The sequence below is a fragment of the Acidaminococcus sp. genome (assembly GCA_022482815.1).
In the GTDB taxonomy this organism is placed as follows: Bacteria; Bacillota; Negativicutes; order Acidaminococcales; family Acidaminococcaceae; genus Acidaminococcus.
The window spans coordinates 1,145,035-1,170,577 of record JAKVOM010000001.1; the positions used below are offsets into that span (position 1 = coordinate 1,145,035).

The 25,543-nt window shown below is 48.7% G+C and carries 15 protein-coding genes, 2 tRNA genes and 3 rRNA genes; 18 read left to right on the forward strand and 2 right to left on the reverse strand.

Annotated features, from left to right (window positions below):
- Positions 1 to 5 precede the first annotated feature (5 nt).
- Positions 6 to 1,556, reverse strand: a complete 1,551-nt coding sequence (locus tag LKE33_05040; protein ID MCH3950291.1) for a DUF4127 family protein — start codon at positions 1,554 to 1,556, stop codon at positions 6 to 8.
- Between the two features lie 272 nt (positions 1,557 to 1,828).
- On the opposite strand from LKE33_05040, the gene uvrB reads away from it, so the two are divergent.
- The 17 genes from uvrB to rrf all read left to right on the forward strand — a co-directional run bounded on the left by uvrB (position 1,829) and on the right by rrf (position 22,924).
- Entirely contained in the window at positions 1,829 to 3,829 is a 2,001-nt protein-coding gene (gene uvrB / locus LKE33_05045; protein ID MCH3950292.1) for an excinuclease ABC subunit UvrB, read from the forward strand.
- Positions 3,816 to 6,638: an excinuclease ABC subunit UvrA gene (gene uvrA / locus LKE33_05050; GenBank protein ID MCH3950293.1), complete on the forward strand. Its 2,823-nt coding sequence runs from the start codon at positions 3,816 to 3,818 to the stop codon at positions 6,636 to 6,638. The genes uvrB and uvrA overlap by 14 nt, the downstream gene beginning before the upstream one ends.
- Entirely contained in the window at positions 6,635 to 8,461 is a 1,827-nt protein-coding gene (gene uvrC / locus LKE33_05055) for an excinuclease ABC subunit UvrC (GenBank protein ID MCH3950294.1), read from the forward strand. The genes uvrA and uvrC overlap by 4 nt, the downstream gene beginning before the upstream one ends.
- Before the next feature lie 112 nt (positions 8,462 to 8,573).
- A complete protein-coding gene (locus LKE33_05060) occupies positions 8,574 to 8,735 on the forward strand; it encodes a rubredoxin (GenBank protein MCH3950295.1) in 162 nt (53 codons plus the stop codon).
- A gap of 152 nt (positions 8,736 to 8,887) precedes the next feature.
- On the forward strand, positions 8,888 to 10,237 hold the full coding sequence (locus tag LKE33_05065) for an ISL3 family transposase (GenBank protein ID MCH3950296.1): 1,350 nt from the start codon (positions 8,888 to 8,890) through the stop codon (positions 10,235 to 10,237).
- Between the two features lie 135 nt (positions 10,238 to 10,372).
- Positions 10,373 to 11,185 (forward strand): Cof-type HAD-IIB family hydrolase, encoded by an 813-nt coding sequence (locus tag LKE33_05070; protein MCH3950297.1) that lies wholly within the window; start codon positions 10,373 to 10,375, stop codon positions 11,183 to 11,185.
- 156 nt (positions 11,186 to 11,341) lie between these two features.
- Positions 11,342 to 12,202, forward strand: coding sequence for an RNase adapter RapZ (gene rapZ, locus LKE33_05075; protein ID MCH3950298.1), 861 nt, complete (start codon positions 11,342 to 11,344; stop codon positions 12,200 to 12,202).
- A gap of 69 nt (positions 12,203 to 12,271) precedes the next feature.
- On the forward strand, positions 12,272 to 13,648 hold the full coding sequence (locus tag LKE33_05080; protein ID MCH3950299.1) for a YvcK family protein: 1,377 nt from the start codon (positions 12,272 to 12,274) through the stop codon (positions 13,646 to 13,648).
- 2 nt (positions 13,649 to 13,650) lie between these two features.
- The gene (gene whiA, locus LKE33_05085) at positions 13,651 to 14,583 is read left to right on the forward strand and encodes a DNA-binding protein WhiA (protein ID MCH3950300.1); all 933 of its coding nucleotides are present in this window, start codon (positions 13,651 to 13,653) and stop codon (positions 14,581 to 14,583) included.
- A complete protein-coding gene (locus LKE33_05090) occupies positions 14,576 to 15,409 on the forward strand; it encodes a polysaccharide deacetylase family protein (protein ID MCH3950301.1) in 834 nt (277 codons plus the stop codon). The genes whiA and LKE33_05090 overlap by 8 nt, the downstream gene beginning before the upstream one ends.
- 152 nt (positions 15,410 to 15,561) lie before the next feature.
- On the forward strand, positions 15,562 to 15,705 hold the full coding sequence (scfA, locus tag LKE33_05095; protein ID MCH3950302.1) for a six-cysteine ranthipeptide SCIFF: 144 nt from the start codon (positions 15,562 to 15,564) through the stop codon (positions 15,703 to 15,705).
- A gap of 75 nt (positions 15,706 to 15,780) precedes the next feature.
- Positions 15,781 to 17,187 (forward strand): thioether cross-link-forming SCIFF peptide maturase, encoded by a 1,407-nt coding sequence (gene scfB / locus LKE33_05100; GenBank protein MCH3950303.1) that lies wholly within the window; start codon positions 15,781 to 15,783, stop codon positions 17,185 to 17,187.
- Between the two features lie 502 nt (positions 17,188 to 17,689).
- A 16S ribosomal RNA gene (locus tag LKE33_05105) occupies positions 17,690 to 19,246 on the forward strand.
- 104 nt (positions 19,247 to 19,350) lie between these two features.
- Positions 19,351 to 19,427, forward strand: a tRNA-Ile gene (locus LKE33_05110).
- 35 nt (positions 19,428 to 19,462) lie between these two features.
- Positions 19,463 to 19,538, forward strand: a tRNA-Ala gene (locus LKE33_05115).
- 300 nt (positions 19,539 to 19,838) lie between these two features.
- Positions 19,839 to 22,744 (forward strand): 23S ribosomal RNA (locus LKE33_05120).
- A 63-nt stretch (positions 22,745 to 22,807) separates the two neighbouring features.
- A 5S ribosomal RNA gene (gene rrf, locus LKE33_05125) occupies positions 22,808 to 22,924 on the forward strand.
- The 16S, 23S and 5S rRNA genes sit together here with 2 tRNA genes alongside, the layout of an rRNA operon.
- Before the next feature lie 271 nt (positions 22,925 to 23,195).
- On the opposite strand, the gene LKE33_05130 is transcribed toward rrf, so the two are convergent.
- Positions 23,196 to 23,558, reverse strand: a complete 363-nt coding sequence (locus tag LKE33_05130) for a hypothetical protein (GenBank protein MCH3950304.1) — start codon at positions 23,556 to 23,558, stop codon at positions 23,196 to 23,198.
- A 1,193-nt stretch (positions 23,559 to 24,751) separates the two neighbouring features.
- Between LKE33_05130 and LKE33_05135 the strand changes: the two genes are divergently transcribed.
- Entirely contained in the window at positions 24,752 to 25,483 is a 732-nt protein-coding gene (locus LKE33_05135) for a GntR family transcriptional regulator (protein ID MCH3950305.1), read from the forward strand.
- Positions 25,484 to 25,543: the final 60 nt, after the last annotated feature.

The window sequence follows — 25,543 nt, forward strand, 5'->3', positions numbered from 1 at the left end:
CCTCCTTAACGTACCCGGACGTCGACTTCAAACATCCGGTTCCAGGGAAATTCGAGAGTATATTTTACATTTCTGATGTCCGGTTCATCCGCGACATACTGCTTGAAGAGGCGATTTGTCCTCCCCAGGATTCGATTATAATATTTTCCCATATCATATTTCAACTTCCAATTGTAGCGGTCCATCTCAAGGGAGACACGGTACCGTACATTGGATTGGTAAATCCAGTCATCGAGGAGGCGGACACGAAGCAGACGATCACGATCCGCATCACTCATATATTTTGCAAGGATACCTTGGGAAAGAGCAAAACCGATGCTGTTATCCGCCGTGTTCCAGCCGGAGTAGGCGGTCAGCGGCAGCAGGGCCTTATTCATGGAAAGAGCCAGGATAAATCCGTTATCAGCACCGTTTGCGTAAGCAATATCTGCCAGAGCCACAGGTTTCTCCGTCTCGAGGCGGGCAATCTGGCGGGCAAATTGTTTATTGGCTTTGTTGCTGTAAGGAGCATTTTCATTATCCGTTGAATCCAGCGTTACGCCGTTATCCGGAGTATTGACGGCAAGTATGAGGTCTGCCTTGTCTTCGGAATTGGCGATGCGTCCGCCTACGGCTATAACCTGATTCTTGACGGAAGTGGCAGCAGTTTCGTCCGTGTAGAGGGGCACCGTGCTGCCGCCGACTCCAGGTGCGAAAATCGGATAAATTTCCGGCTTTTCGCCTTTTAATTCGTTAATGGCACGCGTTACAAGGAGCAGGCCAAGCTGATCTACACCGGGGATGATCTGGAATTGTTTCTTGCTCATGCCGCGGCCCAGAGCTTCGAGCTGACGAGCTTCCATGTGCGTACGGGAGTACGGTGCATTATCGTCTTTGCCCAGAGCAAGGAAATGGAAGTTGTCGCGCTGTGCCATGCGGATGAGACGGCGGTTGACCTGCAGGTTGACGAGCCGGCGGTTGCGCCAGTCCTGAAGGTATTCCGAAGGAATGGAAAGGGTCAGCCTGTTTTTTTCCATGTTTTCCTCTGCACTCAGACCGTCCATATCTTCTTTATCCATTAGTTGGGAGAGACGGAAAATCTGCGGGCCGTACGTTTCGTAGTATGCGGGTTCTACGGTTGCTACGCTTTGCTGGGGTGTCCGCATGATGGTACTGAAAGCGTAGATTTTAAGTCCCGGATTATTCTTTTTTAACGTATCCAGACGGAAAACCTGGCGCCTCAGGTATTTTTCCAGGTGATGATGCTTGCGGGAAGCTACGAGGCCGCCGTAATTCAGGCTGTCTGTGGCAATGATGGCTGCGTCGGCGTGCGGAGCTTCTTTTTCAAACCATTCCCATAGTTTTTCGTTGTTGCCGGTAGTTTTTGCTCCGGACAGGTATTCCCTCGGGGGAACTGTCAGGGGAAAACCGGCGGACTTGGCCGTATCTGTTGTATATTCCAGATTGACCGGCCGATTATCCAGAGGAATATAAATAATTTTGGAAGAAGCTGCGGCTGTGCCCATCCACAAAGATAATGCCGCGACACTCCCCACGAGCAGGGTCTTGAGAAACATTCTTCCTTAATCCTTTCTATAATTACTACTGCAAGTTAATATTATAAACGATTTTGCAACATTTTTGTGTAGAATTGAAGAGAAAAGTGAAATATTTTTTGTGAATTTGACTTTGCAGTCTATAAGTACCAAAAAATGTCACATTTTCAACAGGTGAAAATAAAAGTATAGTATTTTTGTGTGAATGCCGGCAGCCATCGGCAGTAAGCGATGAATCATCGTTTACGCGGGTATGATATAATAGTGCAAAACACTGTAAAGAGGAGGGGCATATGGAATTTCAACTGGAAGCGCCTTTTCAGCCTTCAGGCGATCAGCCGGAGGCAATTGAGGCTTTGACCGATGGGGTAAAAAAAGGCATGCGGACCCAGGTCCTTTTGGGAGCCACGGGAACCGGTAAAACCTATACCATTGCCCAGGTCATACAAAAAGTGCAGAAGCCAACCCTTGTCATTGCGCACAACAAGACACTGGCAGCTCAGCTCTGCAGTGAATTTAAAGCTTTTTTCCCGCATAACGCGGTCGAATATTTTGTTTCTTACTATGATTACTATCAGCCCGAGGCCTACATTCCGGCCACGGACACCTATATTGAAAAAGATTCCTCGATTAACGACGAAATCGATAAACTTCGCCACTCGGCTACGAGTGCCCTTTTTGAACGGCGTGATGTCATCATTGTGTCGTCCGTGTCCTGCATCTATGGTTTAGGTGCGCCGAAGGATTACTATGACAGCGTCCTTTCTCTGCGCGTAGGGCAGCAGGCCGATCGTGATGAAATCCTGAAAAAGCTGGTCAAGATTCGTTATACCCGCAACGACCTTGTCCTGGAGCGCGGCACGTTCCGGGCACGGGGAGACGTGATTGAAGTTATTCCTTCCAGTTACGGGGAAAAGGGAATCCGGATTGAACTTTTCGGGGACGAAGTGGACAGCATCATGGAAATTGATGTCCTGACCGGTGCAGTACTGGACCGGAGGACTCATGTCGCTATTTTCCCGGCGAGTCATTATGTGACGAGCGATGAAAATATGGAGCGCGCCAGAAATGACATCCGCAAGGAGCTGAAGGAGCGCCTCGACGAACTTAAAAAAGAAGGTAAGCTGCTTGAAGCGGAACGTTTGGAACAGCGGACGCGGTATGACCTCGAAATGATGGAAGAAATGGGGTACTGCAGCGGCATCGAAAATTATTCCCGCCATCTGACTGGACGTAAACCCGGGGAACCGCCGTTTACGCTCGTCAATTATTTCCCGAAAGATTTTCTTACCGTCGTGGATGAAAGTCACGTGACCCTGCCGCAGCTGCGGGCCATGTACGCCGGCGACCGGTCCCGCAAGGAACAGCTCGTGAAATACGGATTCCGCCTGCCGTCCGCCCTGGACAACCGCCCGCTGACATTTGATGAATTCCAAAAGGAACGCGGGCAGATTATCTATGTGTCCGCTACACCGGCCGAGTACGAACTGGGAGAAGCGGACCAGGTCGTAGAACAGATTATTCGTCCGACGGGCCTTCTGGATCCTAAAATCGAAGTGCGTCCCATTGCCGGACAGATTGATGATCTGATGGGTGAAATCCATAAAGTAACGGCCAACCATGAGCGTGTTCTTGTAACGACGCTGACGAAGAAGATGGCCGAAGATCTGACGGAATATCTGGCGTCCGAAGGCATCCGGGTGCGCTATCTCCATTCCGATATTGCGACCATTGACCGTGCGGAAATTATCCACGACCTGCGGGCCGGGGAATTTGACGTGCTCGTCGGAATCAACCTGCTGCGTGAAGGTCTCGATATGCCGGAAGTATCCCTTGTGGCCATTCTTGATGCCGATAAGGAAGGATTCCTGCGCAGTGACACGGCCATGATTCAGACTATTGGGCGTGCAGCCCGCAATGCGCACGGACGCGTCATTATGTATGCCGATGTGATTACGGGTTCCATGCAGCGGGCCATCGAGGAAACTGAACGGCGCCGCAAGAAACAGGAAGCCTATAATAAAGAGCACGGTATTGTACCGAAGACGATTCAGAAGAAGGTCGTGGACCTCATTAAATTGACAAAGCTCGACGACGATAAGGAACCGGCTAAGGCTGCTACCGGCAAGACGGCGAAGAAGATGAGCGACAAGGCACTGCAGAAGCAGATTAAACTTGTCGAAAAGAACATGAAAGCGGCTGCCAAGGAACTCGACTTCGAGCTTGCGGCAGAATACCGCGATCAGATGATTTTACTTAAAGGAGAGCTCAGCAAACGTCATGAACGAAGATGATATTGTCATTCAGGGTGCGCGTCAGCACAACCTCAAAAATATTTCTCTCCGTATTCCCCGCAACAAGCTTGTCGTGATTACGGGGCTTTCCGGGAGCGGAAAATCCTCCCTTGCTTTTGATACGATTTACGCGGAAGGACAGCGGCGCTATGTGGAATCCCTGTCAGCGTATGCCCGCCAGTTCCTGGGGCAGATGGACAAACCGGATGTAGATTATATTGGCGGTCTCAGCCCGGCTATTTCCATCGACCAGAAGACGACGAGCCATAACCCGCGTTCTACCGTCGGAACAGTTACGGAAATCTACGATTATCTGCGTCTGCTTTTTGCCCGCATCGGGATTCCGCACTGCCCGAACTGCGGCAAAGTCATTCAGCGGCAAAGCCCGCAGCAGATTGCTGATAAGATCATGGAACTGCCGGAAAGAACTAAATTTATGGTTATGGCACCCGTCATCTGGGGCCGCAAGGGCGAACACAAGGGCATTTTTGACCAGGCAAGGAAGAACGGGTTCGTCCGTGTGAAAGTAGATGGGGAAATCCATACACTTGATGAAGATATTGTCCTTGAAAAGAATAAGAAACATTATATTTCTGTGATCGTAGACCGCCTCGTAACGCGCCCCGGCATTGAGACCCGGCTTTCGGAATCTCTCGAAACGGCTCTGCGTCTCGGTGACGGCCGCGTGGAGGTAGAACAGATCGGGGGACCGACAGAGGTCTTCAGTGAAAAATTTGCCTGTCCGGACTGCGGCATCTCCCTTCCAGAAATCGAGCCGCGGCTTTTTTCCTTTAACGCTCCTTATGGCGCCTGCCCGGATTGTATGGGGCTGGGGATGCACATGGAATTTGATCCCGACCTTATTATTCCGGACAAAAAACGGCGCTTTGACGATGGGGCCATTGCTGCCGTAAGTTCCAATGTCAAATCATATTTTCTCTGCCAGTTTGCCGCAGTGCTGAAGGCCCGCGGACTGAGCTTGAAAAATTGCTGGAACGATGTGCCGAAAAAGGTGCAGAAGGAACTACTTGAAGGCATTCCGGATGAGCTTTTTACTTTTTCCTATGAAAATCTTATGGGCGAGACCCATTCCCATACGACGCCCTTTGAAGGTATCATTCCTATTTTGAAGCATCGTCTGAAGGACGCTATGAGTGAAGCTCAGCGCCTCGATTATGAGTCGTTTATGACAGCTATCGAATGCCCGACCTGCCATGGCGCCCGGCTGCGTCCGGAAGTACTTGCCATTACGGTAGGAGGCAAGAACATTAAGGAAGTCTGTGACCTGCCGGTACGGGAGTGCCTGGCTTTTTTTGAAAATCTGAAGCTTTCTGACCGGGAAGCTTTTATCGGCAAACAAATTCTGAAAGAAATCCGGGCCCGCCTGACGTTTCTCAATAACGTCGGTCTGGACTACCTGACTCTTAGTCGTTCTGCTACGACACTTTCGGGCGGCGAGGCCCAGCGCATCCGTTTGGCAACACAGATTGGGTCCGGCCTTGTCGGTGTGATTTATATTCTCGATGAACCGAGTATCGGGCTGCATCAGCGGGATAACGATAAATTGCTGGCAACTTTGAAGAATCTGCGCGATATGGGTAATACCCTCCTTGTGGTGGAACATGATGAGGACACTATGTATGCGGCGGACCAGATTATCGATATCGGTCCCGGTGCCGGCGAAAACGGGGGCCGCGTAGTCGCTCAGGGCACTGCGGAAGAAATCAAGAAAATTCCTGAATCCGTGACAGGTCAGTATTTGAGCGGACGCCGTAAGATTGAAATACCAAAGACGCGCCGCAAAGGCTCCGGGAAAAAGATTACCATCAAAGGTGCGGCCGAAAATAACTTAAAACATATCAATGTATCCATTCCGCTTGGTACACTTACCGTTGTCACCGGCGTAAGCGGCAGCGGCAAGAGTACCCTTGTCAACGATATTTTGTACCGGGCCCTGGCCAAGAAACTGATGGGTTCCCGGTTCCGGCCCGGTAAATATGATAAAATCCTGGGCGTGTCCAATATCGATAAGATTATTGATATCGATCAGAGCCCAATCGGCCGTACGCCGCGTTCCAATCCGGCTACCTATACAGGTGTGTTTGATCTCATTCGGACGCTCTTCAGCACGACGAATGAAGCTAAAGTGCGCGGATACAAACCGGGCCGCTTCAGCTTCAACGTGAAGGGCGGACGGTGCGAGGCCTGCCACGGAGACGGGCTGCTCAAGATTGAGATGAACTTCCTGCCCGATGTCTACGTGCCCTGTGAGGTTTGCCACGGCACGCGCTACAACCGGGATACGCTCGAAGTCAGATATAAAGGAAAGAACATTGCCGATGTGCTCAATATGACGGTCACGGAGGCCTGTGAATATTTCCGCAACCATCAGCGGATTCTTAAAAAACTGCAGGTCCTTGAAGATGTGGGGCTTGGTTACATCCGGCTGGGACAGGCTGCCACGACGCTTTCGGGCGGCGAAGCCCAACGCGTCAAATTGGCTGCGGAACTGTCGAAAGTCAATACGGGCCGTACTTTATACATCCTCGATGAACCAACGACGGGGCTGCATATGGCCGATGTTGACAAGCTCCTCCAGGTGCTGCAGCGTCTTGTCGATACGGGCAGTACCGTGGTTGTCATTGAACACAATCTCGATGTCATCAAGTCCGCTGATTATTTGATTGACCTGGGTCCGGAAGGCGGGGACCGCGGCGGTACCGTTATTGCCTGCGGAACACCGGAAGAAATTGCGGACGTTCCCGAATCCTATACGGGCCAGTATTTGAAAAAGGTGCTAGCAAAATGAATGAAAAGATTGCAGAAACCCTGAAAATCCTGCCTGACGCGCCGGGTGTGTACATTATGCATGACAAGACTGGCCGCGTCATTTACGTAGGCAAGGCGGTGATTTTGAAGAACCGGGTGCGCAGTTATTTCCGGCAGTCCAGTCAGGCTTCGCCGAAAGTGCGGGCCATCAATGCCCATGTGGATTCCATTGAAACCATCGTGACGGCAAGCGAGATGGAGGCCCTGATCCTCGAATGCAATCTCATCAAAAAATATAAGCCGCGGTACAACATCGACCTGAAGGATGATAAGACGTATCCGTATCTTAAAATCACAGTCGACGAAGCTTTTCCGCGGATGTATATTACGCGCCGCGTCCTGCACGACGGGGCAAAGTATTACGGACCTTATGCCGATGTGGGGGCCCTGCGGGATACAATGAAACTGATTCGTTCCATGTTTCCGCTCCGCCACTGCCGCAGCATGAAGGTGAAGCGCCCTTGTCTGCAGTATCACATGCATCGCTGCCTGGCGCCGTGCACAGGAAAGGTAAAACCTTCCGAGTACCGGCCGCTCGTGGATCAGGTACTCATGCTGATGGACGGTAAAATCGGGGATCTCGTCAAGGATTTGACCCGCAAAATGAATGAGGCATCCGAGCAGCTTGCTTACGAGAAAGCTGCTCACTACAGGGACCTCATTCGCAGCGTACGCAAGTTGGAGCAGGCCCAGAAGGCGACGACGGACAGCGGGGACCGTGATGTCATCGGACTCGTATCCAATGACACCGGTGTCTGTGTTCAGGTCTTCTTTATTCGCGGCGGCAAGATTCTGGGACGAGACAGCTTTTTCCTCGACAGCGAAAAAGGCGAGCCGGAAGGAGAAATCCTGGAGGGTTTCCTGAAACAGTATTACAACGAAATGCATCGCCCGCCGCGGGAAATCCTTGTGAGCCGTTCGCTTTCGGACAGCGAGCGCGTGCTTTTGGAAAAGTATCTGAGTACGCAGAGTGAAAAGAATGTGGCTCTTCTCGTGCCTCAGCGCGGGCTGAAACATGACCTTGTGCTGATGGCTGAAAACAATGCCCGCAAGAACCTTGATGAGCGGCTCAGACGCGGGCAGCTTTCCGCAAAAACAGACGAAGAAGCCGCCGAAGAGCTGCAGAAGGCGCTGGGACTTACGGAACCGCTCGACCGGATGGACTGCTTTGATATTTCTCATAACCAGGGCAGCGAGACAGTGGCTTCCATGGTTGTTTTCTGCAACGGGCGCCCGAGCAAGAAGGATTATCGGCGCTATAAACTGCGGTCTACCGAGGGCAAGCCCGACGATTTCAAGTCCATGCAGGAAGTAGTGTACCGGCGCTATAAGGACGCCGAGGATCTTCCGAGCCTTATCATCATCGATGGCGGCAAAGGACAACTTAGTTCGGCCCTGGAGGTCATCCGGGGACTTGGCCTTGCGGAGATTCCCGTGATCGGGCTCGCTAAGCGCGAAGAAGAAATCTTCAAGGAAGGTGCTCATACGAGTATTCTCCTGGACAAAACGTCGGCAGCGCTGCATTTGATTCAGCATATCCGGGATGAAGCACACCGCTTTGCTATTACGTATCACCGCAAGCGTCTGGCCAAGAAAAATCTGGTTTCCGTGCTTGACCATTTGGAGGGCGTGGGACCGGCCCGCAGGACAGCACTTTGGAAGCATTTTGCTTCACTGGACGAAATGAAAGCCGCCAGCATTGAGGAGCTGGCTTCGGTAGACGGCATGAACCATGCAGTAGCAGAACACGTCTTTGATTTCTTCCACGCACCGGAACAAGATAAAGAAAAATTCTTAAAATAAAATTTTTATTAAAAAGTTTCAAAAAACTATTGCATAGTGGTGTACGGTTTGTTATAATTCGCGTGTTGAATGATTCTATTTTTTTATGAGCGTAGAAAGAGGGATAAATCTAATGAAAAAATACGTTTGCAAGATTTGCGGATATGTGTATGACGAAGCTGCCGGTGATCCGGAACATAACATTGCACCGGGCACCAAGTTTGAAGACCTGCCTGATGATTGGACCTGCCCCCTGTGCGGCGTAGGCAAGGATCAGTTCGAAGAACAAGCTTAAGTGAAATAGAAAAAGGGGCTGTGAAACGATATTTCACAGTCTTTTTTTTGGTTCTTCACGGAAATTTGTGGACTAGAAGACATTTGACTATTGAAAAAGGACATTAACTCCTCCAAAATATAAGCGACGAAACCATACCTTGGGAGGAGAAAATGTCCTTTACTAATTACACTATTCAAAATAATGCAGAATGTCAAGATGTCTTTTACAATGTCTTCATGCCGGAAGACCCTTTTGATGACAGCCAGGAGATTGTTATTTGCAGTGAAAAGAAATATACCGACTTCCGTTGTCCTAAATGTGGTCAGAAAATGTATTCTTACGAGCCATTTTCTACCTACTTGAAAAGTTTTCCTGCGTATCCTGAGCATACCAGGATGATCCGCTTTGAAGGGCATCGCTTCCGTTGCTCCTGCTGCCATGCAACCATCACTGAGCCTATTCCCTTTAAATATCCCGGGACTCGCATTACCATGAGGGCTTCCCTTTGGATTGAGACGCTGCTTCGTAATGGAATCCCTGCCAATGCAATTGCCAAGATGTCAGGAATTCACTGGAGCACGATTCGCTATGTCCACAAACAGCTCATGGATGAATCTCTCGATAAATATGAAATGGAATTGGAGCTGACCTCTTACAAGCCCCGTTTTCTGGCCATCGATGAGTTTGCTATCCATAAGGGACACACTTATGCCACTTGCGTCATGGATTTAGCGACAGGTTATATTCTCTGGGTCGGCAGAGGTCGGGCGATAGCTGACTTCGAGCATTTCTTCAAGGAATATGATCAGACAAAGCTGACAGAGGTCAAGGCAGTCGCCATGGATATGAACGCTTCCTACAACAAGCTGGTACAAGAACATCTGCCGCAAGCTAAGGTCGTGTATGATCGTTACCACATGCAGGCTCAATTCGGGAAGGAAGTATTAGGTGTAGTAAGACTTGATGAGGCCAGAATGCATAGGGATAAAGCCAGAAACATGCAAGAAGCATTAAAAGACGCAAGCAATGAAGACAAGCCGGCTTTGAAAGAGCAGATATTCAATGAAAAGAAGAGCTACCACAAATTGAAGAAAGTCCGCTGGCCGTTACTCACCAATGAAGATAGGCTGAATCCTAAGAACAAAGAAGCGTTGCAGGCCATCTTTGCAGAGCACGAGGATCTGGCAATATGTTATTCCATGAAGGAAGAGATGGTAGCCCTCTATGAATTAAGGGACTATGACAAGGCTCTTGCAGGATGGAAGCGCTGGTTTAAAGCTGCACTAGGCAGCGGGATTCCGGCCCTGGTTAGGTTTGCTAAGATTAAGCTGCCAAGGATAGACGGTCTGGTGAACCATGCCCTGTACCCGATAAACACAGGGAAGCTTGAGGGTTTCAACAACAAGATTAAAGTGGCCAAAAGAAGAGCGTACGGATACAGAGATGATGAGTACTTTTTCACGTTAATTCGCTACCTCTCAATTCCGACCGTAAGAGGTATACTCCCGAAAAAAACGTGAAGAACCTTTTTTTTATGGCTTCGCCTGTTTTTCATATTTTTTTTCAAAATTATTCAGAAACTGGTACAATAGGGGCAGCATTCTGCAGCAAACAGGATGCTGTCTTTGATATTTATCTTGCGGGAGGTTTTACGCATGCCGATTAAAATGATTGCGATGGATCTTGATGGGACATTGCTGGACAGCGAAAAGAATATTGCTCCGGCGGATCTGGAGGCTGTGAAAAAAGCGGTGGCAGCAGGCTACGAAGTAACCCTTGCTACCGGAAGAATGTTTCGTTCTGCACTTCCCTATGCAAAGGAGCTGACCATCAAGAATCCTCTCATTGTATATAATGGCGCGTGGATTAAAGATCCTGTTACGGGCGATGAATTGGGAGAATGGTCCGTGCCGGTTGACGCCGCTCAGGCTGTCATTGACGAATGTATGGAGCGCGGCTTCTATATTCAGGCCTATATTGACGATACGCTGTGGGTGTATCAGGACTGTGAGGAAGCACGGTTTTATTCTCATTTTTCCCGTGTGCCCTACGAAATAAAGGGCGAACTTATGCATCATCTGCCCAAGGGTCCGCACAAGCTTCTTGTGATTGCCAAGGAAACGGGAGAATTGCGGAAAATCCTGGAAACGAAATTTGCAGGGCGCGTCAAGATCATGTCTTCTTCCAGCGGTTTCCTGGAAATTACGGCGCCTGAGGCAAGTAAATGGAAGGCTGTTCAATGCCTGGCTGCGAAAAAGGGGATTCGTGCCGAAGAAATTATGTGCGTCGGTGATTCTGAAAACGACCTGGAAATGATACAAAACTGCGGCTTCGGGGTAGCTATGGGTAATGCCAAGGATTTTGTCCTGAAGGCAGCTCGTGTCGTTACAGCACCAAATTCCCGGCAGGGAATCAGTGTGATTTTAAACAGCATCCTGACCCAACAGATCGAAGTGCCGGAAGAGTAAAATCTTGTACGATGGAGCCATGTCTTTTACGGCTGTATCTATTGCTGCGGTTGTAATGGATTTTATCCATGAACAAGGGACAACTACACATTATCTTTTAAAAACGATATAATAAAATAATATCGTTTACTATCTATCTAACGGGAGGCGAAGTAAATGACAAAAACGTTATTGATTACTGGAATGTCCGGCGCGGGGAAGACTCAGGTCATGAGAACCCTGGAGGATCTGGGGTATTTCTGCGTTGATAACCTGCCTCCGACCTTCATTCCGAAATTTATCGAGCTGTGCATGAAGAAGCAGGACGAATCGGATAAACTGGCACTTGCCGTTGATACCCGGGGAGGCAAGTTCTTCGGGGCTTTTGACGAGGTGCTGGACCAGCTGACCCAGGAAAAGATTCCTTACGAACTGCTTTTCCTGGATGCCAATGACAATACGTTGATTCGGCGTTATAAGGAAACACGCAGACGGCATCCGCTCGATGGAAAAAATGGGCTGAATGCCGATATTCAGCAGGAACGGGAAATCCTGAGTAAAGTCCGGACCCGTGCCACGACAATTATTGATACGAGTTCCACGACAACAAAGCAGCTGCGCAATAAAATCATTTCTCTTTACGGGACAAACGGCAGCCTGCCTGCAATGACCATCGTTGTGCAGTCATTCGGCTTCAAATTCGGACTGCCTATGGACTGTGACATGGTCTTTGATGTCAGGTTCCTGCCCAATCCTTTTTATTTGCCGGAACTTAAGGAGCAGTGTGGGAATGACCCCGATGTCGTCGCTTATCTGCAGAGCAAACCTGTGACGGGAAAATTTGAGAAAAAGCTGTACGATTTGATTCAATTCCTTCTCCCGCAATATGTGCAGGAAGGAAAGAGTCAGCTCATGATTGGCGTGGGCTGCACCGGTGGACGGCACCGTTCAGTCTATATCGCCAACAGCTTGGGGAGATTCATCGAATCCTGCGGGTATAAGGCACAAGTGATGCACAGGGATCTTCTTAAAAAATAAACAACGCATTGTTTCAGGAAAACATTCTGAAAGTAAGCAATGCTGTTATACTGGCGAAGGAGTTTTGTTATGAAATGGATTAAGTGGTTATATCCAGGCCTGAACCTGAAGCGGTGGCTCTTTCTTTTTGGGCTCGGCACGGTGCTGGCATGTGTTGGCGTCACTTTAATCTTCAACTATCAGTTTGTTGGTTTGATCGAGTCGCTGGTCTTTAACTTTATTGCCTATGTGGGCGGAGAGTACTACCAGTCAACGATTACGGCACTGGGACTGTTTAATGTCATTATTGGTATTGTCTTTATGTGCCTGGGGGCTGCCCATGTTGTAAAGACTGTTATCAATTCGGTCATGCCCGGGGAGAAGGAATCTCTCCGTGAATTGATTTTTACCCAGCAGAAATTGGACAAAGGCCCTTCCGTCGTAGTCATCGGGGGCGGTACCGGCCTTTCTGTGCTGCTGCGGGGAATCAAACTCATTACGAATAACTGCACGGCTGTTGTGACTACAGCCGATGACGGCGGATCTTCGGGACGACTGCGCCGTGAGATGGGCATCATTCCGCCGGGAGATATGCGTAACTGCCTCGTGGCGCTTGCAGATACAGAACCTGTCATGGAACGTGCCATGCAGTATCGTTTTCATGATAGTGAATCCTTGACCGGTCACAGTTTGGGAAACCTTTTTATTGCTGCCATGAGCGACTTGGAAGGCAGCGTGGAAGATGGACTGGCTTCCATCAGCCAGATTCTGAAGGTACATGGCCGTGTCTGGCCCAATACTTCGGAAAATATCCAGCTGAAAGCAATTATGGATGACGGAAGTACAGTTATTGGCGAATCGGCCATCACGGCATCTCCGCACAAAATTGTACGGCTCATGACGGAACCGGAAAATCCCAAGGCATCCCAGCGTGCTGTCGATGCTATTATGCATGCGGATGCTATTATCCTGGGACCGGGATCCCTTTATACGAGTGTCCTGGCAAGTCTTGTGGTACCGGGCATTCGTGACGCTGTAGTAAAATCCAAGGCAGTCAAGATTTATGTCTGCAATGTCATGACCCAGCCGGGCGAAACCGATGGCTACGGTGCCTATGAGCATGTGAAAGCGATTGTGGACCATATGGGTGTCCAGTGCCTTGACTACGTTGTGGTCAATGTGCAGAAGGCAACGCCGGATCAGATTGCCAAGTATAAAGAAGAAGGCGCTGAACTGATTTCTCCTGATATTGAAAAGATTGAAAAACTGGGTATTGAAGCTGTTCCGGCCAAACTTCTGAATGACAGTGACCTGGTTCGGCACGACCCACAGAAACTGGCGAAGACCATTATCGCGCTGATTTATCGGCTGCGTCTTTTTGGCAAAGGGATGCACTTCTTTGACTATTTCTTTGCGCGCCAGACAATGCAGGAGCTGCATAAAAAGAATAAAAAGAAAGGAGCCTAGTCATGTCGTTTTCCAGTGATGTGAAGAATGAAGTTGCTCGCTTGGAAGGCGAAGACCAGGAAACAGAATGCGCTGAATTGTTTGGACTGCTGCGTATCAGCGGATCCGTGTCCCTGAGCGGGCAGCGGGTGGGACTGCATTTTGCTACTGAAAATGCGGCTTTGGCCCGCCGTGTACTGCGCCTTCTGAAGAATAATTTTGCTGTTCAGACGGAAGTTATTGTTACGCGGTCCACGCGGCTCAAAAAGAACAACCGCTACCAAGTCCACGTGGTGCCTTCTGAGGAAGCGCGGGCGGCACTCAGCAAACTGCATATTTTGTCTCCCATTGCGGAAGCCGGAGCAGAACTGCTCAAAAAGAATGCCAGCCGCCGATCTTTCCTGCGCGGTGTTTTTTTGGCAGGCGGATCTGTCAGTAAGCCAATTGGCGACTATCATTTGGAAATTATCAGCGATAACCTTGACATGAGCCGGTATATTTGTAAAATAATGAAGGGATTTGATTTGCCGGCGCGGATTGTTGACCGTAAAAAGAACTTTATTGTGTACCTTAAAGAAGGAAATGCCATTGCAACGTTTCTTTCTCTCATTGGAGCGCACGGTTCCTACCTAGAATTTGAAAATGTACGGGTGCTGAAGGATATGCGCAATCAGGTCAATCGGGTTGTGAACTGTGAAACGGCTAACTTGAACAAAACTGTTCAGGCGGCGGTACGTCAGATAGCAGCTATCCGGGTCATTGAGCAGAAGAAGGGACTGGAAGCTCTGCCGGAGGCCCTGCAGGAAGCAGCGCGTCTGCGTCTCAATCATCAGGAGCTGTCAGTTGGGGAATTGGCAGCCTTGACCGAAGACCATATTGGTAAATCGGGCTTAAATCACCGGTTGAAAAAATTAGAAGAGTTAGCGGGAAAATTAAGAAAGGAAACCAATGAGTAAACACAAGTTTTGGAAAGTATTGGGAATCATCTGCGTCGTTTTAGTGGCATTCTGCGTCTGGGCATATCAGGACTTCAAGCAGTTCTGTGTCACGTCGGTGCCTATTTTTGCGTACCACCGGGTAGAGGAAAAAAAAGACCTGTACTCCATGCCGCCCGAGGATTTCAGGCAGCAGATGGCTTATCTCAAGGAAAAAGGTTATAAGACCCTTAAATTGGGAGAATATGCACAGCGCCGCAAAAAAGGTGATACCTTCCATAATGAGTGTGTACTCATTTTTGATGATGGATATGAAGACAACCTGACCATTGCCGCTCCCATCATGAAGGAATTTGGCTATATAGGCAACATGTACATGGCGGGAATGTACGAAGGATGGCCCGGTTATCTTACGTGGGACCAGGAAGTCGAATTGGCAAAGTGGGGCTGGGAACTGGGTTCCCATACGTTCATCCATAAGCCGATGACGACGCTGGAACCTGCCGAAAGACTGGCTGATCTTAAGAAATCCCACGACCACATGCTGGGACTTTATTATTCTAATAACGGAGTTACTCTGTCCTATCCTAACGGTGCCTGCAACGATGCCGTAGCAGAGGATGTAAAAAAAGCAGGATACGTGGCAGCCGTGACCGGTAAGATCGGTGTCAATACGGATGCTGATCCTCTTTTGCAGTTGCGTCGTGTCAATGTCTTCCATTTGAAGAGCAAGAATCTCGAACATTTTAAAAAGGGCCTTCTGAAAGCACAGCTGATCAGTTGGTTCTATTCAAAAACCGGTTATGATATGAACAAGTTCCTTATTTGGTACTATAGCAAAAAATAAAAATAAGAGGGCTTAGCCGCTTTTTTGGCAAACGTTCGGATTTTAACGTAAAATTTCCGTATTCTTGTTCCATTGCCCTTGCGTTATGAGGGAAAAACAGCTACAATAAAACGTAATCAAATATTTTATGATAAGTCAGGAGGGAATTTAACATGGCAAAGAGAATCAAGACTGTAAATAAAGAAATGCTGAAAAAGACCCTGCGCTGCGGCGGCTGCGGCGAATGCCCGGCTTCCTGCCAATCCGCTTGCAAGACTTCCTGCACGGTGGGCAATCAGGTCTGCGAAAAGGCTTAAGTTTTTTGAAGTTCGGCTCCCTGCTTCGCGGGGAGCTCTTTTCATGTAAATACATATACGAAAGGCGGAAGAATATTGTTGATTCATAGAATGCACCTGGACGACAATTACGTTGTCCTCGATGTCAACAGCGGAGCCGTTCACATCATTGATAAAATGATTTATGATCTGCTCGGCTTCTACGACGGAACGAATGCTGAAGCTACGAAAGCACATTTCAAGGGAAAATATCCTGATGCGGACATCGCAGAGGCACTGGATGAACTGAAGGAACTGCAGGATCAGGGACTGCTCTTCTCACCGGAATTTCCGGTACCTGAAACATTTAAGGAAGAACCGGTTTTGAAGTCGTTGTGTCTCCATGTGGCCCATGACTGTAACCTGCGCTGCGGCTACTGTTTTGCCGATACGGGCGATTTTGGGGGACATCGTGCCCTGATGAGCAAAGAAGTTGCTCAAAAGGCCATCGAATTTGCTATTAAAGGCAGTAAGAACCGCCATAACCTGGAACTTGATCTGTTTGGCGGCGAGCCGCTCATGAATATGCCCGTTGTGAAGTTTATCGTAGATTATGTCCGTAAACGCGAAAAAGAAACGGGGAAGAACATCAAACTGACGCTGACCACTAACGGGACGCTGCTTACCGATGAAATCATCAAGTACCTGAATGATAATCATGTCATGCTTGTCCTGAGCCTCGACGGCAGCAAGGAAACACACGACCGGATGCGTCCGTATCCCGGCCATGTAGGTTCTTACGATAAGGCCGTGGAAGGATTCCGGAAAGTTATTTCCTCCCGTCATAACCAGAATTATTATCTTCGCGGCACCTATACCCATTACAATACGCACTTTGTCGATGACGTGCTGGCCATGCTCGAGGTTGGTTCCGAGATTTCCATGGAGCCGGTGGTCGGGACCAATGAACCGTATGTTTTAACGGAAGATGACTGGAATGTTTTGGATAAAGAATATGAAAAATTAGCACGAATTTATTTGGAGAAAAGAAGAAAAGGGATTCCTTTTGATTTCTTCCATTTCAACGTGGCGCTCGATAACGGACCTTGTGTTGCCAAAAGACTCGCTGGCTGCGGTGCGGGCCATGAGTATTTTGCCATTACTCCGGAAGGGGATATCTATCCGTGCCACCAGTTTGTCGGCCGGGAAAAGTACAAGATGGGCACCCTTGACACGGGCATCGTGAAAAAAGATATGGTGCAGTATTTCCGTCAGATGCACGTGATGAAGAAACCAGACTGCAGGGAATGCTGGGCCCGTTTCTTCTGCAGCGGCGGCTGCCACGCTAATGCAGATCTGGCTAATGGAACAATAGAAAAGCCATATGCCTATGGCTGCCGTATCCAGAAGAAACGTCTGGAAATGGCAATCATCGTTCAGGCCCTCCTGACAGAAGATGTCAAAGAGGGTAAAAAGGACGAACGTCCGATCATCGATAACTTTAAATATCGTGTAGAAGAATAAGTTTTTCTGTACTGGCTGTGCAGTGATGAACAATCATGTGCCGCAGCCAGTTTTTTTAGTAGTGTACAGACCAGAGGATTTTTTGATGCTGCCTGGATAAAACGTGAGAAGTTGGCCAACCTGCAGGCAGAAATAAAAAAAGCTAATACTTTTTTTAAAAAGAGCTTGCAAAACAAATTCGAATCTGCTATAGTATATATCCGTCAGCGCTACGGAGTCCTTATTCCGGAGACAAGAGAACCAAAGGCCGGTGCCTTGTGGGACGTCTTCGAAAAAAGAATTTCAAAAAGGTGTTGACAGCACTTTTTAAAAGTGCTATATTATGAAAGTCGCCAATAGCGAAGAGCTAAAGGCGAAGGCAGAACCTTGAAAACTGAATATTGATTGACAGATGTGCGGGTCAAGTCACTTTTAGTGACGCGACCGAGTCACTTCGAGAAAACGAAGTAAAAAAACAAGAAGCTAGTATTTTAAGAGCCAAGCGGCTCTTCAAAATAATCCTATTTTGGAGAGTTTGATCCTGGCTCAGGACGAACGCTGGCGGCGTGCTTAACACATGCAAGTCGAACGAAGAACTTATTTCGGTAAGTTCTTAGTGGCGAACGGGTGAGTAACGCGTGGGTAACCTGCCCTCCAGTTGGGGACAACATTCCGAAAGGGATGCTAATACCGAATACGATCCCTCCACCGCATGGAGGAGGGATGAAAGATGGCCTCTGCTTGCAAGCTATCGCTGGAAGATGGACCCGCGTCTGATTAGCTAGTTGGTAAGGTAACGGCCTACCAAGGCGATGATCAGTAGCCGGTCTGAGAGGATGAACGGCCACATTGGGACTGAGACACGGCCCAAACTCCTACGGGAGGCAGCAGTGGGGAATCTTCCGCAATGGGCGAAAGCCTGACGGAGCAACGCCGCGTGAGTGATGAAGGTCTTCGGATTGTAAAACTCTGTTGTCAGGGACGAATGCACAGCGGATCAACAAGACATTGTGTTGACGGTACCTGACGAGGAAGCCACGGCTAACTACGTGCCAGCAGCCGCGGTAATACGTAGGTGGCAAGCGTTGTCCGGAATTATTGGGCGTAAAGAGCATGTAGGCGGGCTCTTAAGTCCGACGTGAAAATGCGGGGCTTAACCCCGTATGGCGTTGGATACTGGGAGTCTTGAGTGCAGGAGAGGAAAGGGGAATTCCCAGTGTAGCGGTGAAATGCGTAGATATTGGGAGGAACACCAGTGGCGAAGGCGCCTTTCTGGACTGTGTCTGACGCTGAGATGCGAAAGCCAGGGTAGCAAACGGGATTAGATACCCCGGTAGTCCTGGCCGTAAACGATGGATACTAGGTGTAGGAGGTATCGACCCCTTCTGTGCCGGAGTTAACGCAATAAGTATCCCGCCTGGGGACTACGATCGCAAGATTGAAACTCAAAGGAATTGACGGGGGCCCGCACAAGCGGTGGAGTATGTGGTTTAATTCGACGCAACGCGAAGAACCTTACCAAGGCTTGACATTGAGTGAAAGACTTAGAGATAAGTCCCTCCCTTCGGGGACACGAAAACAGGTGGTGCATGGCTGTCGTCAGCTCGTGTCGTGAGATATTGGGTTAAGTCCCGCAACGAGCGCAACCCTTATCCTATGTTACCAGCGCGTAATGGTGGGGACTCATAGGAGACTGCCAGGGATAACTTGGAGGAAGGCGGGGATGACGTCAAGTCATCATGCCCCTTATGTCTTGGGCTACACACGTACTACAATGGTCGGCAACAAAGGGCAGCGATACCGCGAGGTGGAGCAAATCCCATAAACCCGACCCCAGTTCGGATCGCAGGCTGCAACCCGCCTACGTGAAGTTGGAATCGCTAGTAATCGCAGGTCAGCATACTGCGGTGAATACGTTCCCGGGCCTTGTACACACCGCCCGTCACACCACGAAAGTTGGTAACACCCGAAGCCGGTGAGATAACCTTTTAGGAGTCAGCTGTCTAAGGTGGGGCCGATGATTGGGGTGAAGTCGTAACAAGGTAGCCGTTCGAGAACGAGCGGCTGGATCACCTCCTTTCTATGGAGAACCAATCAGGACGGAGGTCCTGGTTCAATCTCTCGTCGACGCACATCTGTCATAATCAATATTTGGTTTTGAGGGTTTCTGCCCTCACAATCAATGGGCCTATAGCTCAGCTGGTTAGAGCGCACGCCTGATAAGCGTGAGGTCAGAGGTCCGAGTCCTCTTAGGCCCACCAATTATTTTAATTGGACATTGATTGTATGTAATGCTGGGGGCGTAGCTCAGCTGGGAGAGCACCTGCCTTGCAAGCAGGGGGTCAGGAGTTCGATTCTCCTCGTCTCCACCACATTTCATGAACCCTGAAAACTTCATAGAAGAGACAAAAAAGTCTTGTATGTTGTGATGAACATGCAAGCACCTCTGATCTAAATGCGAATTTAGAAATGAGTTTAACGAGAAAAGAACCAAGGAACTGAAGTTCCTTAGTACTTGAACTCGCAAGAGAAATCTAGCGAGTTTTGCGAAGAGAAATCGATTCAATCCGCGAAGCGCGGGAGTGAGACGGATGAGATAATACCTTAGTATATCGATTCCGGCGAACGACCAAGCGACAAAGGAGTGAACGATTTATCGAAGCAAAAAAATAAGTCAAGCTACTAAGGGCATACGGTGGATGCCTTGGCACTAAGAGCCGATGAAGGACGCGGTAAGCTGCGAAAAGCCACGGGGAACCGCAAGCAGGTCTTGATCCGTGGATGTCCGAATGGGGAAACCCACCAGCCGTCATGGGCTGGTATCCTTCGGGAGGGGAACCCGGTGAACTGAAACATCTAAGTAGCCGGAGGAAGAGAAATCAAACGAGATGCCCACAGTAGCGGCGAGCGAAGAGGGCAGAGCCTAAACCGGTCATCTTCGGATGACCGGGGTTACGGACCTGCACAAACCGAGTCAGGCCCAGCCGAACTACCTGGAAAGGTAGGCCAGAGAGCATAAGAGCTGCGTAGGCGAAGGGCAGAGCGAGGCGGCAGGTATCCAGAGTACCACGAAGCACGAGGAATTTTGTGGGAAGTCGGGGGGACCACCCTCCAAGGCTAAACACTTCTTAGTGACCGATAGCGTATAGTACCGTGAGGGAAAGGTGAAAAGAACCGCGGGAGCGGAGTGAAAGAGAACCTGAAACCGTATGTCTACAAGCAGTCGGAGCGCAAGCGACGGCGTGCCTATTGAAGAATGAGCCAACGAGTTGCGGGCACTAGCGAGGTTAAGCAGGAAATGCGGAGCCGAAGCGAAAGCGAGTCTGAACAGGGCGGCTAGTTAGTGTTCGCAGACCCGAAACTGTAGTGATCTACCCATGATCAGGTTGAAACGCAGGTAAAAATGCGCGGAGGACCGCACCGGTGAGTGTTGAAAAACTTTCGGATGAATCGTGGGTAGCGGTGAAATTCCAATCGAACGCAGAGATAGCTGGTTCTCCTCGAAATAGCTTTAGGGCTAGCCTCAGGCAGTAAGCACAGGCGGTAGAGCACTGATCGGGATAGGGACCATAAAGGTTACCGAACCCTGTCAAACTACGAATGGTTGTGCTGCAGAGCCTGGGAGTCAGACTACGAGAGATAAGTCCCGTTGTCAAAAGGGAAACAGCCCAGACCATCAGCTAAGGTCCCCAATGCCATACTAAGTGGAAAAGGATGTGGGGTCTCACAAACAACCAGGATGTTGGCTCAGAAGCAGCCACCATTTAAAGAGTGCGTAATAGCTCACTGGTCGAGAGGCCCTGCGCCGAAGATTCCCGGGGCTAAAGTATGGAACCGAAGCTATGGATGCGGTACTTGTACCGCGTGGTAGAGGAGCGTTCCCATCGGGCTGAAGTCGTACTGTAAGGTACGGTGGACTGGTGGGAAGTGAGAATGTTGGCATGAGTAGCGAAAAGATAGGTGAGAATCCTATCCACCGAAAGCATAAGGATTCCTGAGCAACGATCGTCGTCTCAGGGTAAGTCGGGACCTAATCCGAGGCAAAAGGCGTAGGAGATGGACAACTGGTTGATATTCCAGTACCGGCTGCGATTGTTTGAGCAATGGAGTGACGCAGGAAGGCAGGTCCGCGCGAGAATGGTAGATCGCGTGCAAGCGTGCAGGCTGGTGCACAGGCAAATCCGTGCACTGAGGCCAAGGCGTGATGCGGAGGGAACTTGTTCCCGAAGGGGCTGGGCCTACGCTGCCGAGAAAAGCTTCTAGTGAGAGAGCAGCCGCCCGTACCGTAAACCGACACAGGTATGCGGGGAGAGGATCCTAAGGTGCGCGGGAGAACCCTCGTTAAGGAACTCGGCAAAATGTACCCGTAACTTCGGGATAAGGGTAGCCACAAGCGTGAAGCGACTTGCTCGCGGAGCGCGGTGTGGTCGCAGAGAAGAGGCCCAAGCGACTGTTAACCAGAAACACAGGTGCCTGCGAAAGAGAAATCTGATGTATAGGTGCTGACACCTGCCCAGTGCTGGAAGGTTAAAGAAGGATGTCCGGGTTCGACCCAAAGCATTTGACTGAAGCCCCAGTGAACGGCGGCCGTAACTATAACGGTCCTAAGGTAGCGAAATTCCTTGTCGGGTAAGTTCCGACCCGCACGAAAGGTGTAACGATTTGGGCACTGTCTCAACGAGGGACCCGGTGAAATTGAAATACCTGTGAAGATGCAGGTTACCCGCGACTGGACAGAAAGACCCCATGGAGCTTTACTGTAACCTAATATTGGGTTCTGATATTCGACGCACAGGATAGGTGGGAGACATGGATGCATGCCCTCCGGGGTATGCGGAGTCACCGTTGGGATACCACCCTTTGAATATCGGGATTCTAACCGCAGGAGCAACGATCCTCGGGACAGTGTTAGGCGGGCAGTTTGACTGGGGCGGTCGCCTCCTAAAGAGTAACGGAGGCGCCCAAAGGTTCCCTCAGCGCGGACGGAAACCGCGCGGCGAGTGTAAAGGCAGAAGGGAGCTTGACTGCGAGCCAAACACGGCGAGCAGGTACGAAAGTAGGGCTTAGTGATCCGGTGGCATCCTTGTGGAAGGGCCATCGCTCAACGGATAAAAGCTACCCTGGGGATAACAGGCTAATCTCTCCCAAGAGTCCATATCGACGGGGAGGTTTGGCACCTCGATGTCGGCTCATCACATCCTGGGGCTGAAGTCGGTCCCAAGGGCTGGGCTGTTCGCCCATTAAAGTGGTACGTGAGCTGGGTTCAGAACGTCGTGAGACAGTTCGGTCCCTATCCATCGCGGGCGTAAGAGATTTGAAGGGGGCTGCTCCTAGTACGAGAGGACCGGAGTGGACGGACCGCTGGTGTACCAATTATCCCGCCAGGGGTATAGTTGGGTAGCTACGTCCGGAACGGATAAACGCTGAAAGCATCTAAGCGTGAAACCATCCCTGAGATGAGATCTCTCACGGAGTGATCCGGTAAGACACCTTGAAGATTACAAGGTTGATAGGCAGGATGTGGAAGCACAGCAATGTGTTAAGCTGACCTGTACTAATATGTCGAGGGCTTGACTTAAGCTCGAGATAGAAGATGTGAAAGTCTCTTCATGAAGTTTTGAGGGCTCATGCCTTCAGAGAATCCGGTGATGATAGCCAAGGGGATCCACCTGTTCCCATGCCGAACACAGTAGTTAAGCCCTTGTACGCCGAAAGTACTCGACTGGAAACGGTCCGGGAGGATAGGGCGTTGCCGGTTGGATTGACTCCTGAATGACGTAATGTCGTTCAGGAGTTTTTCTTTTGCCTGCAAGATTCCGTAAATTTTGGTTCTTCACGTTTTTTTTCGGGAGTATACCTCTTACGGTTGGAATTGAGAGGTAGCGAATTAACGTGAAAAAGTACTCATCATCTCTGTATCCGTAAGCTCTTCTTTTGGCCACTTAATCTTAGCAAACCTAACCAGAGCTTCCATCCTGCAAGAGCCTTGTTATAGTCCCTTAATTCATAGAGGGCTGCCATCTCTTCCTTCATGTACGAAGCAGCGTCTCGATCCAAAGGGAAGCCCTCATGGTAATGCGAGTGCCAGGATATTTAAAGGGAATAAGCTTAGTGATGGTTGCATGGCAGCAGGAGCAGCGGAAGCGATGCCCTTCAAAGCGGATCATCCTGGTGTGCTCGGAATACGCAGGGAAGCTTTTCAAGTAGGTGGAAAATGGCTCGTAAGAATACATTTTCTGACCACATTTAGGACAACGGAAGTCGGTATATTTCTTTTCACTGCAAACAACTATTTCCTGGCTGTCATCAAAAGGGTCTTCCGGCATGAAGACTTTGTAAAAGGCATCTTGACATTCTGCACTATTTTGAATAATGTAATTAGTAAAGGACATTTTCTCCTCCCAAGGTATGGTTTCGACGATTATATTTTGGAGGAGTTAATGTCCTTTTTCAATCGTCAAATGTCTTTTAGTCCACAAATTTCCGTGAAGAATCTGTATTTCAACGACCACTTTTTATTCCTGGCAGCAGTCTTATCTCAACAGTTTTATACTCTGCTGTGATTGATCCGAAGAACGCCTCAAAATAGATTGCAATCGGGAAGCGGATAGTCTAGAAAATGGCTGCTGCATGATTATCCTATTCCCGTCGGTGAATCCTTGTGCCGCACATATAATAATCGTCATTCATAACCCAGGTCATGCTGCGGCAAGTAATCTACTTTCGTACTAGGATCTTGCATCGTTGTTTTTTTCTTTGAATCAATCACATATAAGCGTTTTCTAAGTGATATCTTTTTTCGTTCTCGGCATGTGCTGCCGAGTATTCCAATCTATTTTTCAAGTGTAGTACAAGTTATCTAGAGCTGTAGCGTTCAAATGTACCTGTTTCCCGTACGTTTAAGTAATAAAATTTATAATCCTTCGATATAAAAATTATTTTGTCCATTCCAAAAGTACATTTTTTTGAAGAATTGGCCGCTTTTACGCATAGATTGCTTGATTTCTCTTTTTTAGTGAAACCATGAAGGAATGCGAAACAACGTCATCATTATTAAAAATTCAGGCGTTTAAGATTAAATTTAAATGGGGTATTTTTTTACCACTTTTCTAAAAATAATTCTTTTAAAATTTAACGTTTTGAATAAATTTCCAGCTTATATTATCAAAACTTGTATTACATTTGTAAAATATGTCCATTTTTCTAATTTAAATTTTTTCCCCCGACTTGTGTGATAAGTGCTATAATAAACGCGTATGGGGACGTATTTCTTTTGCTTTTTTGCTCCCTTCAGGTTGTCTGATTTGGACTAAATTGAATATTTTTAATTAATATGTTCATTTTGTTACATTAATCGGATTTTATTCGTCTGTATTGGACTGAAAAAGGGAAATATTCGGAAAAAGCTTGCAAAAATTTTTAGTTGTATGATAATTAGAGGCGAGCGGTAATACAAGTAGAGACGAAAGAATACAGGATAGTAAATTCTAAAGAATCTAAAATTTCTACTTAATTAGAAAATAACCGCTTTTGTTGGAGAAAGTTGATTTACTTGCTCTCCAGCAAAGTATTGGGATGGTAGAATATGAACCTTGCTAAGACGAAAGAGAAGGTGTCCTTAACTGAAAGAATTACGCAAAAGCTACTTTCCATGATTAATGGTAAGGAGCTGTTAGTTGGGGAGAAATTACCATCCGAAAATGAACTTTGTGCGATGTTCGGAGCAAGCCGGACAAGCGTTCGGGCGGCGCTGCAGAAGCTCCAGGGCAGGGGCGTGATTTCCACGATTCAAGGTGTGGGTTCCTTTGTAAAGAGGGCTGATGATTTGCAGTACTCTGAACAGGGGCCTCACGAGACCAGCAGGAAGGTAACCCTGTCGAGCGAGGAATTCAAAGAATTTTTTGAGTTCAGACAAGCCATAGAGTTCCGTTCGATAGATTTCTTCGTACGACGTGCAAGTGCTGAAGATAAACAGCAGCTGCAGGCGGCCATTGATGGAATTCGGCTGGCCGGGAAAAAAGGCGATCGGGATCTCTTCAACAAGATGGATTACGAGTTCCATATGGCGGTGATCAAAGGCTCCCGCAACCACCTGTTTTATAATACGATGCAGGAACACGGAGTGATGTTCCGGCACTACTTATCCGAAATTACGAATGTGACAGATAAGCACTTGACAGTTTTGGTGAAGGAACACGAAAAGCTCTTCAATCTCTTGATGGACAAGAAAGCGAAGGAAGCAAAAGAATTCCTCTTTGCTGACAACATGTACTATTGGCTGGCCTATTTCAATAAATGGCTGGACGAGGTAAAGTAGCAGAAAAGACGGAATTCACTGAGGATTGGTTATTCATGAACTATTCATAATTCATGGACT

Bases quoted from the DNA above. Each gene is read 5' to 3' on its own strand.
- LKE33_05135 (MCH3950305.1), top strand. From the start codon at position 24,752: ATGAACCTTGCTAAGACGAAAGAGAAGGTGTCCTTAACTGAAAGAATT.
- LKE33_05070 (MCH3950297.1), top strand. From the start codon at position 10,373: ATGCCGATTAAAATGATTGCGATGGATCTTGATGGGACATTGCTGGAC.
- LKE33_05080 (MCH3950299.1), top strand. From the start codon at position 12,272: ATGAAATGGATTAAGTGGTTATATCCAGGCCTGAACCTGAAGCGGTGG.
- LKE33_05065 (MCH3950296.1), top strand. From the start codon at position 8,888: ATGTCCTTTACTAATTACACTATTCAAAATAATGCAGAATGTCAAGAT.
- LKE33_05040 (MCH3950291.1), bottom strand. From the start codon at position 1,556: ATGTTTCTCAAGACCCTGCTCGTGGGGAGTGTCGCGGCATTATCTTTG.
- whiA (MCH3950300.1), top strand. From the start codon at position 13,651: ATGTCGTTTTCCAGTGATGTGAAGAATGAAGTTGCTCGCTTGGAAGGC.
- rapZ (MCH3950298.1), top strand. From the start codon at position 11,342: ATGACAAAAACGTTATTGATTACTGGAATGTCCGGCGCGGGGAAGACT.
- uvrB (MCH3950292.1), top strand. From the start codon at position 1,829: ATGGAATTTCAACTGGAAGCGCCTTTTCAGCCTTCAGGCGATCAGCCG.
- LKE33_05090 (MCH3950301.1), top strand. From the start codon at position 14,576: ATGAGTAAACACAAGTTTTGGAAAGTATTGGGAATCATCTGCGTCGTT.
- uvrC (MCH3950294.1), top strand. From the start codon at position 6,635: ATGAATGAAAAGATTGCAGAAACCCTGAAAATCCTGCCTGACGCGCCG.
- LKE33_05060 (MCH3950295.1), top strand. From the start codon at position 8,574: ATGAAAAAATACGTTTGCAAGATTTGCGGATATGTGTATGACGAAGCT.
- uvrA (MCH3950293.1), top strand. From the start codon at position 3,816: ATGAACGAAGATGATATTGTCATTCAGGGTGCGCGTCAGCACAACCTC.
- LKE33_05130 (MCH3950304.1), bottom strand. From the start codon at position 23,558: ATGTCCTTTACTAATTACATTATTCAAAATAGTGCAGAATGTCAAGAT.
- scfA (MCH3950302.1), top strand. From the start codon at position 15,562: ATGGCAAAGAGAATCAAGACTGTAAATAAAGAAATGCTGAAAAAGACC.